The sequence below is a fragment of the Micromonospora sp. WMMD975 genome (assembly GCF_029581215.1).
Lineage (GTDB): Bacteria > Actinomycetota > Actinomycetes > Mycobacteriales > Micromonosporaceae > Micromonospora.
Genome location: NZ_CP120739.1, coordinates 6,252,080 through 6,265,321, shown reverse-complemented (window position 1 = coordinate 6,265,321; position 13,242 = coordinate 6,252,080). Strand labels below are relative to the sequence as shown.

Genomic DNA, 13,242 nt, shown 5'->3' with positions numbered 1-13,242 from the left:
ACCGGGGGCGGATCATGCCCCCGGTGGGCGGGCGAGTTTCCTAGCCGGCGGTGTGCCGGCCCTCGGCGAACTCTTCGACGATCTTGGCGCAGAACGCCGGCAGGTCGTCCGGCTTGCGGCTGCTGACCAGCCCGTTGTCGGTGACGACCTCCTGGTCCACCCAGTTGGCGCCGGCGTTGGTGAGGTCGGTGCGCAGGCTCGGCCAGGAGGTGATCGTGCGGCCCCGCACCACGTCGGCCTCGACGAGCGTCCACGGGCCGTGGCAGATCACCCCGACCGGCTTGCCGGCGTCGAAGAACGACTTCACGAACCGGACCGCCTCCGGGTCGGTCCGCAGGAAGTCCGGGTTCGCCACCCCGCCGGGCAGCACCAGACCGTCGTACGCCCCGGCGTCCGCTTCCTTCGTGGTCACGTCGACCTGGTACTGCTTGCCGTGGTCCAGGTGGTTGAACGCCTGGATCGAGCCGGACTCGATGGAGACCAGCTCCACCTGGGCCCCGGCGTTCTCCACCGCCTCGCGCGGCTTGGTGTACTCGACCTCCTCGACGCCGTCGGCGGCCAGGAAGGCGATGCGCTTGCCCTGAAGTGTCGCTGCCATGCTGCTTCTCCTCTCCGGGGTGTGTCTGCACGGTTCCCCCGGCCGATGCCCCGAAACCGGGCGCATCGGGTGGCCGGCGTCGCACCCGGACCGCCGGGCGGCCAGGTTTGGCCGGTCGCCCCACGGGGACCCGGAGGGGCATGGCAGGAGCAGCGGCGGAAGAGCGCCGGCTGGCCACCGTCGTGGCGAGCTGGCAGGAACGTCCTGTGCTGGTCGTCGGCGACGCCATGCTCGACGAGTGGCGGTTCGCCGAGTCGGAGCGGCTCTGCCGGGAGGCGCCCGCGCCGGTCCTCACCCTGCGCCGCCGGATCTCCGCCGCTGGCGGGGCCGCGAACACCGCGGTGAACGTGGCCGCGCTCGGCGGCCGGGCCGTGCTCGTCGCCCCGGTCGGCGCCGATGTCGCCGGGGACGAGCTGCACGACTGCCTGGACCGGGCGACGGTCTGGGACCGTACGGTGAGCCAGCCCGGCCGGCCCACCCCGGTCAAGCGGCGGATGCTCGCCGGCAACCAGATCCTGCTCCGGGAGGACTCCGGCGGCCCGGAGGACACGCTCGACGAGGACGCGGTGGCCCGCCTGCTGACCGCGCTGCACTGCGCCACCGAGGAGCTGCGCGCGGTGGCCGCCGGACGGCCACTCACGCTCGTGGTCTGCGACTACGGCCTGGGCGGGCTGCCCTCGACGGTCCGCGCCTGGCTGGTCGCCAACCGCGACCGGTACGGCACGGTGGCGCTCGACGCGCACGACCTGGCCGACTGGCGCGGGCTCAACCCGACCGTGGTCACCCCCAGTTTCGCCGAGGCCACCCGGCTGCTGGCCCGCGCCGCGGCCGGTTTCGCCCACGCCGGACGGAACACCGTCCCCACCGGCGGTGACCTGCACCTGGACCACGCGGCGGACGACGACGGCCCGTCCGAGCTGGTGGTCGGCGCCGCGCCCGGCGGAGCCGGCGAACGGGAGGCGGACGCCCCGTCCGGGCCGACCGGCGAGCCGACGCCCGGCGAGGGGCGGGTGGCGTTGACCGGCAACGGGCTCAGTGTCACCGGCACCGGGGTGACCGTGAACGCGACGGCCGGTGCGGGCGTGGACCGGGCCGTGCTGGCCGAGTCGCGCCTGTCCGAGCTGCGCGCGCACACCGGCGCGGACGTGGTGGCGGTGACCCTGGACACCGAGGGCGCGGTGGTCGGCGGCGCCGACGGCTCACCCCGGCGCAGCCACAGCACCCCGGTCCCGGCCAGCCACGCCGTCGGCGCCGGGGACGCGTACCTGGCGGCCATGACGCTGGCGCTGGCCGCCGAGGCGGGCCTGCCGACCGCCGCGCAACTCGCCCAACTCGCCGCCACCATCACGGTCGCCGACACCGGCACCTGCGTGTGCCGGCGGGAGGACCTGCTCGCCGCGCTCGGCACCGCCGGCGAGGACGCCGGGCACCCGGCGCTCGTCGACGCCGGGGAGTTGGCCGCGATCGTCGCCGAACACCGCGCGGCGGGCCGGTCGGTGGTGTTCACCAACGGCTGCTTCGACGTGCTGCACCCGGGGCACGTCCGCTACCTGACCCAGGCCCGCGCGCTCGGCGACCTGCTCGTCGTGGCGGTCAACTCGGACGGCAGCGTCCGCCGGCTCAAGGGCCCGGACCGGCCGGTCAACCCGGTCGAGGACCGCACCGCCCTGCTGGCGGCGCTCGCCTGCGTCGACCACGTGGTGGTCTTCGAGGAGGACTCGCCGGTCCGGCTGATCGAGGCGGTCCGCCCCGACGTCTACGTCAAGGGCGGCGACTACCCGCCGGAGATGGTGCCCGAGGCGCCGCTGGTGCGCCGCCTCGGCGGGCAGGTGCGCACGCTCGGATACGTGCCGGACCGCTCCACCTCGGCGATCATCGACCGGATCCGGGCCCAGGCGGTCGAGAGCAGGCCGGCGTGACCCGACCGCTCGACCCGGGCACGCCCGAGCAGTTCCGCCGACCCCGGCGCGTCGACGTGCTGATCCCCACCCGCAACCGGCCCGCCGAGCTGGCGGTCACCCTCGCCGGGCTGGCCGCCCAGGAGGGCGTACCCGGTTTCGGGGTGGTGGTCAGCGACCAGTCCGACGGCGATCCCGCGTACGCCCACCCGGCGGCGGCCACCATGATCCGCGCCCTGCGGCACCGGGGGCACCCGGTGTTGCTGACCCGGCGGCTGCCCCGGCGCGGGCTGGCCGAGCACCGGTCCTACCTGCTGGCCCGGTCGGCGGCCGACGCGGTGCTCTGCCTCGACGACGACGTGTGGCTGGAACCGGGCAGCCTGTCCCGGCTGGTCACCGCGCTGGCGGAGCTGGGCTGCGGGTTCGTCGGCAACGCGGTGCACGGGCTGTCCTACGTCGACGACGTGCGCCCGGACACCCACCGGCACTACGAGGAGTGGCCGGGTCCGCCGGAGCCCGAACGGATCCGCCCGGGCACGCCGGAGTGGCAGCGGGCGTCGATCCACCCGGCGGCGAACCTGCTGCACGTCACCGCGAAGCTCGGCCTGCCGGCGGGCGCCTGGCGGGCGTACAAGATCTCCTGGATCGGCGGCTGCGTGCTCTACGACCGGGCGAAGCTGGTCGACTCCGGCGGCTTCGACTTCTGGGACCGGCTGCCCGAGCGGCACCAGGGCGAGGACGTGGCCGCCCAGCTCGCCGTGCTGGAACGCCACGGCGGCGCCGGCGTGCTGCCGAGCGGCGCCTACCACCTGGAGTCGCCGACCACTGTCACCGAGCGGGACGTGGAGGCGTGGGAGGTCGTGCTCAACGAGCCGGTGGCGGAGGTGTGAGCAGATCCCGGGCTGCCTCGATCACCTCGACGGCCGGCACGTCGGCGACGAACGACACCCGGTGCGGGCAGTTCCCGTCGCCGGGGCGGTGCGGATAGATCCCGGGCGTGCAGTCGACGCCGCAGACCGGGCAGCGGACGGTCCAGGCGGCGATCGGGCGGTGCCGGCCACGCAGCGGCGACGCCCCGTTGATCAGGTTGCCGATCCAGAAGATCCCGACGGTCGGTGCGCCCACGGCGGCGGCCAGGTGCAGCGGGCCGGTGTCGTTGGAGACCACCAGCGCGCAGTCCGCGTAGGCGGCGGCGAGCGCGCCGAGCCCCAGCGTGCCGACCTGCGGACGCACCGGCACGCCGGCCGCCGCGACCACCGCGTCGACCGTCTCCCGCTCGGCCGGGGTGCCGGTGACAAGCACCTCGTACCCGTCCCCGGCCAGCGCCCGGGCGACCTCGGCGAAGCTCTCCGGCGGCCAGCGCCGCCGGGTGTCGGTGGCCCCCGGGTGTAGCGCCACCCGGGGTCGGGTCGGCGCGCCGAGCACCACGGACGCCTCGGCCCGGTCGGCGTCGGTCACCGCCAGCACCGGGGTGATCGTGATGGCCGGCGCCCCGACCAGGGCCACCACCTCCAGGTAGCGGACCACCTCGTGCTGGTAGTAGACGTAGCGCAGCCAGCGGTCGAGCGGCGGCGCGTCCTCGGCTCGCAGGCCGGCGGTGACCCGGGCGCCGAGCCGCGCCACGAACGGGTTGGAGTTGGCGCCACCGCCGTGCACCTGCAACGCCAGGTCGAACCGTTCGGCGCGGGCGGCGGCCAGGAAGTCCGCCGGCTCGACCGGCGACTCGTCCGGCCCGGGCTCGCGGATGCCCGGCGTCGGCGGCACCACCAGCACCCGGTCCACCGGGCCGGGCCGGTCGCGCCAGAACGCCGCGTGCCACGGCGCGCCGAGCAGCACGATCTCCGCCGACGGGTACGCCATCCGCAGCGCGTCAAGCGCGGGGAGCAGGAAGATGAAGTCGCCGAGCGCGTTGGCCCGCAGCACGGCGATCCGTTCGACGTCCGGTATGCGCTGGCCGGTCGGGCCGAGCGCCGACGACGGCTCCCGGCCGCAGCGCGCCGAGCTGGAGCCGTCGGACGGGGTGGTCACCCGGACCTACGGCCGGTCGGTCTCGTCGAGCGCGGTGTCCGGGTGGTGCAGCTCCCGGTCCGCGGCCGGGTCGGCCCAGGTCGGCGTACGGTCAACGGTGGCGCGCGGGCCGGTGCGGCCGACGGTGATGGTGCGCGTCGCGGGCCGGGCCGCCCGGGGCAGTCGCACCCGCAGCAGGCCGTGGTCCATGACCGCGTCGATCCGCTCCGGGTCGACGCGGGCCGGCAGGTCCACCCGGTATTCGAAGCCGCGGGTGGTGAACCCGCCCGGGATGCCCTGGTCGGCGTTGACCTCGGCCTCCGACCGGGCCCGTACGCACAGCTCCCGGTCGTCCAGCTCGACGGCCACCTCCTCCGGCGCCACGCCGGGCAGCCGGACCACCACCTCCCAGCCGTCGGCCACCTCGGCCATCTCCACGTCGGGGGTGCCGGCCCGACCGCTGACCAGCCGGCTCAGCTCGGCGCGCAGCGACTGCAACTCGCCCATCGGGTCCCAGCCCTGCTGGCGACCCCGCCAGCCCTTCGGGTCCGTCATCGTGCGTCGCCGATCCGCTGCGGGCCGGGTCGCAACGAGCTGAGGGCGTCGAGGTCGTGCTCCGGGTCGACGCCGACGCCCAGCCGGTCCACCAGCTCACCGCCGAGCCAGGCGCTGATCCCGAGGATCGCCACGGCGACCACCTCGATGGCGATCAGGGCGCCCCCGGCCGCGCGCGAGTCGGCGTTGAGCCGGACCACCCAGACCGCGGCGAAGAGCAGGATCACCGCCACGTTGGCGCCGGCGTGGGTGAGCCCGACCCGCTTGGCGCGGGTGCCGGCCGGCAGGGCGAGCAGGTCGAAGGCCCCGGCCGCGGCGGCCAGCAGGCCGCCGATCAGGCCCACCGTGATGTTCCAGTACGCGACCTCGCCGAGGAAGTCCGGCCCGCCCACGGTGTCGACCAGGTCGAAGATCACCGCGGTGACCAGCAGGCCCAGCGGGAACATCACGAGCATCGGGTGCACGGGATGGCCGAGTACCTTCAGCCGGCTCTCCATCTCGGTCTCCATCCGTTGCTGCGTTTCGGTCCGTAACCGCCGCCGTCCGGGACAAACCCGACGGCCGACAGGCTCCTACACTCACGATGGCGGATCCCGACCCGCTCCGGGCCGGAACCGTCGTCGAGGTCAACGGACGGGGGAGGAAGACGTGACGACGCAGGAGATCACCAACGCGGAGGAACTACGCGAGCTGCTCGGCGCACCGATGCCGCGGGCGGTCGCGAAGGAGCGCCGCACGCTGCACCAACGAGACCGGGAATGGCTTGCCGCCTCGCCGTTCTGCCTGGTCGCCACCGCCGGGGCGGACGGCAGTTGCGACGTCTCCCCGAAGGGTGACCCGCCCGGCTTCGCGCTGGTGCTCGACGACACCACCGTGGCCATCCCGGAACGCCCCGGCAACCGGCGCGCCGACGGCTACCGCAACATCCTGGAGAACCCGCACGTGGGCCTGCTCTTCCTGATCCCCGGGCGCACCGACACGCTGCGGATCAACGGCCGGGCGCGGCTGCTCCGCGACGCGCCCTGGTTCGCCGACATGGAGGTCAAGGGCCACCGGCCGGTGCTCGCCGTCGAGGTGGCCGTCGAGCAGATCTTCTACCACTGCGCGAAGGCGTTCCTCCGCTCCGAGCTGTGGGCGCCGGAGACCTGGCAGCCGGACGTGCTGCCGTCCCGCCCCCGGCTCATCAAGGAGGTGGAGGCGCCGGCGGAGAGCCTGGCCGACCTGGAACGGCACTACGGCCCGGACTACGCGAAGAAGCTCTACGTCTGACCGACGGTCGATTAGGCCGGGGCCGCCGGGGTACCGATTCCGGTGCAGACGACGGGACGACAAGGAGTGGTCATGACCAGGAAGGTCGAGAGGTCCATCGACGTCGACGTGCCGGTCACCACCGCGTACAACCAGTGGACCCAGTTCGAGGACTTCCCCCGGTTCATGGGTGGCGTGCGGGAGGTGCGCCAGCTCGACGACAAGCGGATGCACTGGGTGGCCGAGATCGCCGGCGTGCAACGCGAGTGGGACGCCACCATCGTCGAGCAGGTGCCGGACCGGTCGGTGGCGTGGGCGGCGACCGGCGGCACGCCCAACGCGGGCATGGTCCGGTTCGCGCCGCTCGACGCCGGCCGCACCCAGGTCCAGCTCCTGCTGGAGTACGAGCCGGAGGGCCTGGTCGAGCAGGCCGGCGACCGGCTGCACCTGGTGGACCGGCAGGCCGAGTCCGACCTGGAGCGGTTCAAGGACTACATCGAGGGCCGGCAGGTGGAGTCGGGCGGCTGGCGCGGGACCATCGCCCCCGGCGGCCTCCCCGACCCGTCTCCGCAGGATCCGGTGGCCCGGCACCGCGCGGACTCCGACGAGGAGCCGCCGCCACCGGAGACCGAACCGGAGTACGCCCCGGCCCGGCCGGCGGGCATCCTTCCACCCCGATAGACCTTCCACCGCCCTGCCGGAGTGAGCCCGGTGGACCGGCCGACGTGGCCGCGTCCACCGGGCTCCCTTCCGCTCCGGTCCACCGTGCGCGTGGTCAATCCGACTTGGGGGCGAAGGGATGCCAGCGGGGCTGTCGTAGCTCCCGGTCCGTCGGGCAGAGGTGGTGCCAGGCGCCCCCGGTCACCGACCCCCGGTCCGGCAGCGCGTCGCCGCAGCGGCCCGTCGCTCTGCCGGTTGCCGTACTGCCTGAGGTGGGCCAGGTATCCGTCCTCGTCCCGAGGATGGGTGACATGGACGCCGAGAACGGCGACCGGCACGGCGAGCACGCCCGCCACGGCCAGGCCCACCACCACCCGCAGGCGCTTCCTCTGCGTCGATGTTAGGTCGACGTGCGCCGATGTGAACGTCGCCTTCCCGGAGAGCCTGTGGTCATGCCGACGCCATGAACCTCGGTGGCCTGCCGGGCGACTGTAAGGGTATGGCAGGCGATACGGGCGGGAGACGATGTGAATCGGGTCAGACGCGACGCGCTACTGGTTGTTCGGGCCCAGTTGGGAGACCGACGGTCGCTGGCCGAGCTGGTCGGGTACTGGCACGAGCCGGTGTGGCGCTACGTGCGGCGCATGCTCGACCGGGCCGGCTTGGCCGACGATGTGAGCCAGGAGGTGTGGGCCGGTGCGCTGAAGGCACTGCCGGCCCTCAAGGAGCCGGAACGGTTCGCGCCATGGCTGTTCACGATCGCTCGGCGGTCGGTGCTGGATCACCTGCGGGACAAGTACCGCCAGGCCGATCCGCTGGACGGCGAGCCGGCGGGGGACGACGACGTCGCCGCGGTGTTGGACCAGGCGCAGGTCACTGAGAGCCTGGCCGGGTTGCCGGTCTGCGAACGAGAGGTGCTGATCTTGTTCTATCTCTACGACCTGGCATTGGAGGAGTGTGCGCAGGTGCTGGCAATCCCGGTGGGGACGGTGAAGTCCCGGTTGTTCCGTGCGCGCCGGATGCTGCGCGACCACATGATCGAGAAGGGATATTCAGGATGACCGAGGGACCGTCGTACGGCCCGGACGACCTCATGCGCGGGCTGTCGCTGCCGCGGCGCGTCGGCCTCCTCGTGGCTGGACTCGGTGGCCTGGCGGCAGCCGTGACCATCGGCCTGCTGCTGGCCACCGAACCCGGCGAGTTGCCGCTACGGACCAGGATCGCGTTCGTCGCGATGATCGGGATCGGGATGGCGTGGGCCGGGTTCGCGGGCTGGGCGTTGGCCCGCCGCCCGCTGTTCGCTGCCGACCGGGTGATCGCCGCCTGGCTCGCGGTCACCTTCAGCGCCCTGTTGACGGTCGGCATGGTGACGATCGCCGTCGTGCGCGCCGGCCCCGCAGGCGTCCTCACCGTCGGCGGTCTCGGCGTGAGCCTGACCGTCGTGGCAAGCATGCTGCTCGTCCGAGCCCGGGCCTACCGCAGGGCGCTGCTCACCCGCCGGCACGAACTCGAACGCCGGAACGGTTGACCTGCTCGCTCCGTCGTCCCGCGTCTGCCTATGCCCGGGCCAGTCGGTCGGCTTGACTGTACCGGTGGCTGTACAGCCAACTCCCTACATGGATCCCCGAAGCCCGGACGACACGGGGTCGTGGCAGTTGCCTCCGTCCAGTACCGTCCGAGCGGCAAACTACTCACAGCACGGGGGAACACTTGACGAATTCCTTCAGTTGCCGTCGAATGCTCGCCTGGACCGCGCCCGTGGCGCTCGCGCTGACCGCGCTTGCCCCGGCCCTGCCAGCCCAGGCCGCGGCGAAGCCCACGCCCATCGTCACCGCCGGCCCGGTCGACAAGGACCTCAACGGTGACGGCGTCCCCGACCTGGTCACCATGGGCGGCCCGGGCACTGGCCTCAACTCCGGCGTCTGGTCCGCGCTCGGCCTCAAGTCCCGCAGAACCGGCGTCGGCACCGGCCAGGTACAGACTCCGGCCATTAACATCGGCCTGCGCGGCAACGGAGTCACCGGCAACAATTCGCCGACCGACTTCGACGGCGCCCAGGTCATCACCGGGCGCTTCACCGGCTACGACCGCCAGGACTTCGTATACTACAACCCGACCGGTGTCTCCGCCGGAAACGGCGGCATCATCGTCGGTGCCGGGGACGGGACCATGCTCAACCCGAACCTCAGCGGCAACCAGTCCTCGATCCTCTCCGACAGCCTGTCGGACGCCAACGGCAACATCCCGCTGGGGCTAGCGAACGCGTTCCAGGCCGACGGCATCGACAACGGCATCCCGGACCTGCTCGGCATCTCCGGCGACGCCACCAACGGCTACCGCCTCGGCTACCACGCAAGCTGGGGCGTGCCCGGCGCCTACTACGGCACCACCACGCTGACCAACTCCACCCCGACCGGCGGGGGCGACTGGCAGAACTGGAGCATCGCCACCACAGAGACCGCCTCCGGGGTCGCGCTCTTCCTGCGTAACGCCACGACCGGTGACCTGTACCTGTGGACCGGGGTCACCATGGCCGACAACGGCGACGGCACCGGCACGCTGACCCACACCCAGTACCAGGTCGCCGCGAACTGGAACACCGGCGTCGCGATCAGCACCCTCTGGGCCGCCGACATCAACACCGACGGCACCCCGGACCTGTGGACGGTCCTGCCGAATGGCACCTACCGCGCGTACCTAATCTCCTGCCTGTCCAACAGTGGCACCGCGACGGTCACCGCCACCCACGCCCACCGGCTTGCCTGACCTCCTAGGGCGCGCCGCCACCCGGCAGCCCGCCCCAGTCCGGCCAGCCGATCGAGCCCCGCCGACTGAAAATCGGAAGGTCGGCGGTTCGACCCCGCCCCTGGCCACATAGCCTTTCGCCGTGCTACAGAGGTCCCCACCAGCGGAAACGTCGGTGGGGATCTTGCTTTGTGCCCTCATCGGGTACGTAGCGGCGTTGCCCGTGGCTGCCCCTTCTTGGCCGCTGTTGCCGCCGGACGCGGCTACCGTCGCGTCCGCGGATGGTCCACTGCCCGGCTTCGTCGGGAGCGAACCTCAGCACCGGGTCTGACGAGATGGCCTGCGCTACTGCAACCGAAGGACGCAACCCTGGACCGTGACGGGTGATCTCCGCTGGACATGAAGAAGGCCCCGTGGCCGGACGTTGGTCCTGGTCACGGGGCCTGTCCCCGAGTGGAGCCGCCTGACGGAATCGAACCGTCGACCTACGCATTACGAGTGCGTCGCTCTAGCCGACTGAGCTAAGGCGGCAACGGTGCTCAAGTGTACGGCACCCCCGGCCGACAGCCGAACCGGATCCCCCGGGTCCGGAACCGGACAGCGGGGCACGGGCAGCCCCGCGCGGGAGAGACTTCCCGGCCGGCGCGGACTACCCTGCGGCGGGTGAACGACGATCACGTACCGCCGCCGCAGCAGCAGCCGGACCCCGAGGCGCGCCCGGGTGAGCGGGCCAGCCGTCGACCCCACCGCATCGACCCGCTGGAGCTGGGCTTCACCCCGCGCCGGCCGGTGCCCTGGCTCGCGCCGCTGCTGCTGATCACCACCGGCCTGCGGACGCTGCTGGCCATGCTGTTCGGGGCGTACCTGGACAAGCGCGAGTTACAGAACGCCTTCGGCGACGACACGTTCCGGCAGGTCGGGCCGGACGGCGGGCTCTGGCTGGACTACGTGGCCGACCTGGGCGACGGCTTCGACGCCACGTACTCGGTGGCGTACCTGCTCGCCCAGCCGGAGCTGACCGTGGACGGCCACCGCCTGCCCCGGGCGCAGACGCTGGTGATGGGCGGCGACCAGGTGTATCCGTCGGCCGGCTACGAGGCGTACGAGGACCGCTGCAAGGGGCCGTACCAGGCGGCGCTGCCGGTCGCCCCGCCGGAGCGGCCGACGCTCTTCGCGGTGCCCGGGAACCACGACTGGTACGACGGGTTGACCGCGTTCCTGCGACTGTTCGTCAGGTCCCGGGACCGGCACTTCGCCGGCTGGGGCACCGGCCAGTCCCGCTCGTACTTCGCGGTCGAGCTGCCGGCCGGCTGGTGGCTGCTGGGCCTCGACGACCAGTCCGGGTCCTACCTGGACGATCCGCAGCTCACCTACTTCGACGAGGTCGCCCGCAAGCTCACCCCGCAATCCAAGGTGATCCTGGCGGTGCCGGCGCCGACGTGGGTCAAGGCCGCCGACCACCCCAACGCGTACGACTCGATCGACTACTTCATCCGTACCATCGTCGCGCCCACCGGGGCGCAGGTCCGGGTGCTGGTCTCCGGCGACCTGCACCACTACGCCCGGTACGCCGGCCCGGAACGGCAGCTCATCACCTGCGGTGGCGGCGGCGCCTACCTCTACCCCACCCACCGGTTGCCGGAGCGGCTGGAGGTGCCGCCGCGGGACACGTTGACCCGGCGGGCCAGCCGCACCCGCGAGTACGAGCTGACCGCCCGTTATCCGGACAAGGCCCGTTCCCGCCGGTACGGCTGGGGCATCTTCGGCCGGCTGCCGTACCGCAATCCGGGTTTCGCCACGCTGCTCGGCACCCTGCACACGCTGCTGATGCTGGCCATGGCCGGGGTGGCGGCGCAGCGGGCCGACTCGACCGCGCAGCGGCTGTTCAGCGTCCCGTTGGTGGCGATGCTCGTGGTGACGCTGCTGGGCGCGGTGTTCTTCGCCAAGCCGCCGAGCGCGGACGGCAAGCGGCACGCCCGGCACTGGATCCTCGGGGTGGCGCACGGGGCGGCCCATGTGGCGCTTGCCGCCGGCGGGACCTGGCTGTGGCTGCACCTGCCGTTCTACGACTGGCCGTGGCCGTTGCCGGCGGTCGCGGCGGTGGTGCTCTACGGCCCGGCGAGTGGGCTGGTCGGCAGTCAGCTCGTGGCGCTCTATCTGCTGGTGGCGGGCGCGTTCGGGGTGAACCTGAACGAGCTTTTCGCCGGCCAGGGCATCGAGGACTCGAAGGCGTTCCTCCGGTTCCGCTTTGACCCCGACGGCACGCTGACGATCTATCCCATCGCCCTGGACAGGGTCTCCCACGCCTGGAGCCTAAACCCGGACGATTCCCCAACAGCCCCCTGGCTGACCCCGAAGACCCCCTTGACCCCCCGCCTGGCCGAACCCCCCATAACCCTCCGCTGACCCACCCGCCCGCACCATCGCGGTGATCATGAAGTTGACGACACCGGAAGAGATCAACTTCGCCGTCAACTTCATGATCACCGCGGGGAGGCGGGAGGGCGGGTGGGGTTGTAGTGCTGGTCGTGGGACTGGCGGGGGGCGCAGACCGAGGCGCGGCTGCACTGGCAGCGGGAGCCGTCGGCGTCCAGGCGGACCGTCACCGCGTCGCGCGGGACGCTGTGACCGACCACCTTGCCCTCGCCCTGGGGGGTGTCGACGCGGGTGCCGACCGCCGGGGCGGACTCCTGGAATTTCTGGTACAGCGGATGCTCGTATTTCAGGCAGCACATCAGGCGTCCGCACGCGCCGGAGATGCGCAGCGGGTTGAGCGGCAGGTCCTGGTCCTTCGCCATCCGGATCGTCACCGGCTCGAAGTCGGTGAGGAACGTGGCGCAGCACAGGTCACGCCCGCAGGAGCCGATGCCGCCCTGCACCCGCGCCGAGTCGCGGGCGGAGAGCTGCCGCAGCTCGACCCGGCAGTGCAGCGTCGCGCCCAGGTCACGGACCAGGGAACGGAAGTCCACCCGGTGCGGCGCGGTGAAATAGATGGTGGTGCGGTCGCTGCCGGTCTCCGGCGTGCCGAGGACGTGGTCGACGGCGACCACCTTCATCGGCAGGCCGTGCTCGCGGATGAGCCGCTTGGCGGCCACCTTCGCGTCGGCCTTGCGCCGGCGTAGCGCCTCGTCCCGGCGCAGGTCGTCGTCGTCGGCCGGCCCGGCCAACTTCGGGAAACCCGCGGTCTCCTCGTCGACCCACTGCGCGGCCCAGACGCACTCGGCCACCTCGGGACCGTCGTCGGTGGGCACCAGCACCCGGTCGCCGACCTGCGGGCGCAGCTCACCCGGGTCGAGGTAGTAGAGACGCCCGTACCGGTTGAAGCTGACCGCGCAGAGCATGCCCATGCGCCCTACCCTACGCGGCTCCGCTCGACCGGACGGCTCGCCGGTCGCCGTCCGGTCACACCGCGCAGCGATCCATCCCGGTCGAACCGACCAAGCGGCCCCCATGCGTCGCCCGGACGGTTGAAACCTGGGCCGGTCCCGGGACAAACGCCAGCCGTTCGCGTTGAGTGAAGGCATACCTGCG

12 protein-coding genes, 2 tRNA genes and 1 pseudogene are annotated in these 13,242 nt (G+C 72.7%); 9 read left to right on the top strand and 6 right to left on the bottom strand.

All coding sequences use genetic code 11. The features are described from left to right. Positions 1-40: 40 nt before the first annotated feature. Positions 41-598: a type 1 glutamine amidotransferase domain-containing protein gene (locus O7613_RS28145; protein ID WP_281585320.1), complete on the bottom strand. Its 558-nt coding sequence runs from the start codon at positions 596-598 to the stop codon at positions 41-43. A gap of 140 nt (positions 599-738) precedes the next feature. On the opposite strand from O7613_RS28145, the gene rfaE2 reads away from it, so the two are divergent. Both rfaE2 and O7613_RS28135 read left to right on the top strand, forming a co-directional pair. Beyond that, positions 739-2,517, top strand: a complete 1,779-nt coding sequence (gene rfaE2 / locus O7613_RS28140) for a D-glycero-beta-D-manno-heptose 1-phosphate adenylyltransferase (RefSeq protein ID WP_282290902.1) — start codon at positions 739-741, stop codon at positions 2,515-2,517. Then, complete coding sequence (locus O7613_RS28135) at positions 2,514-3,386, top strand: glycosyltransferase family A protein (RefSeq protein WP_282290900.1); 873 nt, start codon at positions 2,514-2,516, stop codon at positions 3,384-3,386. The genes rfaE2 and O7613_RS28135 overlap by 4 nt, the downstream gene beginning before the upstream one ends. Here the strand turns inward: O7613_RS28135 and O7613_RS28130 are convergent. The 3 genes from O7613_RS28130 to O7613_RS28120 are packed head-to-tail and all read right to left on the bottom strand — an operon-like array spanning position 3,361 to position 5,555. After that, positions 3,361-4,524, bottom strand: coding sequence for a glycosyltransferase family 9 protein (locus tag O7613_RS28130; protein WP_282290899.1), 1,164 nt, complete (start codon positions 4,522-4,524; stop codon positions 3,361-3,363). The two genes, O7613_RS28135 and O7613_RS28130, sit on opposite strands and share 26 nt — an antisense overlap. A gap of 6 nt (positions 4,525-4,530) precedes the next feature. Next, complete coding sequence (locus tag O7613_RS28125) at positions 4,531-5,058, bottom strand: Hsp20/alpha crystallin family protein (RefSeq protein WP_281585324.1); 528 nt, start codon at positions 5,056-5,058, stop codon at positions 4,531-4,533. Further along, positions 5,055-5,555, bottom strand: coding sequence for a DUF2231 domain-containing protein (locus O7613_RS28120; RefSeq protein ID WP_282294635.1), 501 nt, complete (start codon positions 5,553-5,555; stop codon positions 5,055-5,057). Before O7613_RS28120 ends, O7613_RS28125 begins: the two co-directional genes overlap by 4 nt. Before the next feature lie 151 nt (positions 5,556-5,706). On the opposite strand from O7613_RS28120, the gene O7613_RS28115 reads away from it, so the two are divergent. From O7613_RS28115 to O7613_RS28090, 6 genes and pseudogenes are all read left to right on the top strand, one after another. Further along, complete coding sequence (locus tag O7613_RS28115; protein WP_282290896.1) at positions 5,707-6,327, top strand: pyridoxamine 5'-phosphate oxidase family protein; 621 nt, start codon at positions 5,707-5,709, stop codon at positions 6,325-6,327. A gap of 72 nt (positions 6,328-6,399) precedes the next feature. After that, positions 6,400-6,846, top strand: a pseudogene (locus tag O7613_RS28110) (SRPBCC family protein); the annotation flags it as partial. Positions 6,847-7,439: 593 nt separating this feature from the next. Next, the gene (locus tag O7613_RS28105; protein ID WP_348775390.1) at positions 7,440-8,027 is read left to right on the top strand and encodes a sigma-70 family RNA polymerase sigma factor; all 588 of its coding nucleotides are present in this window, start codon (positions 7,440-7,442) and stop codon (positions 8,025-8,027) included. Further along, entirely contained in the window at positions 8,024-8,494 is a 471-nt protein-coding gene (locus O7613_RS28100; RefSeq protein ID WP_282290893.1) for a hypothetical protein, read from the top strand. Before O7613_RS28105 ends, O7613_RS28100 begins: the two co-directional genes overlap by 4 nt. Positions 8,495-8,703: 209 nt before the next feature. Then, positions 8,704-9,732, top strand: a complete 1,029-nt coding sequence (locus tag O7613_RS28095; RefSeq protein ID WP_282290891.1) for a hypothetical protein — start codon at positions 8,704-8,706, stop codon at positions 9,730-9,732. 40 nt (positions 9,733-9,772) lie between these two features. Continuing rightward, positions 9,773-9,839, top strand: a tRNA-Phe gene (locus O7613_RS28090). A 326-nt stretch (positions 9,840-10,165) separates the two neighbouring features. Here O7613_RS28090 and O7613_RS28085 read toward each other — a convergent pair. After that, positions 10,166-10,242: transfer RNA gene (locus tag O7613_RS28085), tRNA-Thr, on the bottom strand. A 132-nt stretch (positions 10,243-10,374) separates the two neighbouring features. Here O7613_RS28085 and O7613_RS28080 point away from each other — a divergent pair. Continuing rightward, the gene (locus O7613_RS28080; protein WP_281585386.1) at positions 10,375-12,117 is read left to right on the top strand and encodes a metallophosphoesterase; all 1,743 of its coding nucleotides are present in this window, start codon (positions 10,375-10,377) and stop codon (positions 12,115-12,117) included. Between the two features lie 77 nt (positions 12,118-12,194). Here the strand turns inward: O7613_RS28080 and ricT are convergent, their stop codons facing one another. After that, positions 12,195-13,058 (bottom strand): regulatory iron-sulfur-containing complex subunit RicT, encoded by an 864-nt coding sequence (ricT, locus tag O7613_RS28075; RefSeq protein ID WP_281585387.1) that lies wholly within the window; start codon positions 13,056-13,058, stop codon positions 12,195-12,197. Positions 13,059-13,242 lie beyond the last annotated feature (184 nt).

Excerpts from the sequence above, each read along its gene's own strand:
- O7613_RS28145 (WP_281585320.1), bottom strand. The coding sequence starts at position 598 with ATGGCAGCGACACTTCAGGGCAAGCGCATCGCCTTCCTGGCCGCCGAC.
- rfaE2 (WP_282290902.1), top strand. The coding sequence starts at position 739 with ATGGCAGGAGCAGCGGCGGAAGAGCGCCGGCTGGCCACCGTCGTGGCG.
- O7613_RS28125 (WP_281585324.1), bottom strand. The coding sequence starts at position 5,058 with ATGACGGACCCGAAGGGCTGGCGGGGTCGCCAGCAGGGCTGGGACCCG.
- O7613_RS28120 (WP_282294635.1), bottom strand. The coding sequence starts at position 5,555 with ATGGAGAGCCGGCTGAAGGTACTCGGCCATCCCGTGCACCCGATGCTC.
- O7613_RS28100 (WP_282290893.1), top strand. The coding sequence starts at position 8,024 with ATGACCGAGGGACCGTCGTACGGCCCGGACGACCTCATGCGCGGGCTG.
- O7613_RS28095 (WP_282290891.1), top strand. The coding sequence starts at position 8,704 with ATGCTCGCCTGGACCGCGCCCGTGGCGCTCGCGCTGACCGCGCTTGCC.
- ricT (WP_281585387.1), bottom strand. The coding sequence starts at position 13,058 with ATGGGCATGCTCTGCGCGGTCAGCTTCAACCGGTACGGGCGTCTCTAC.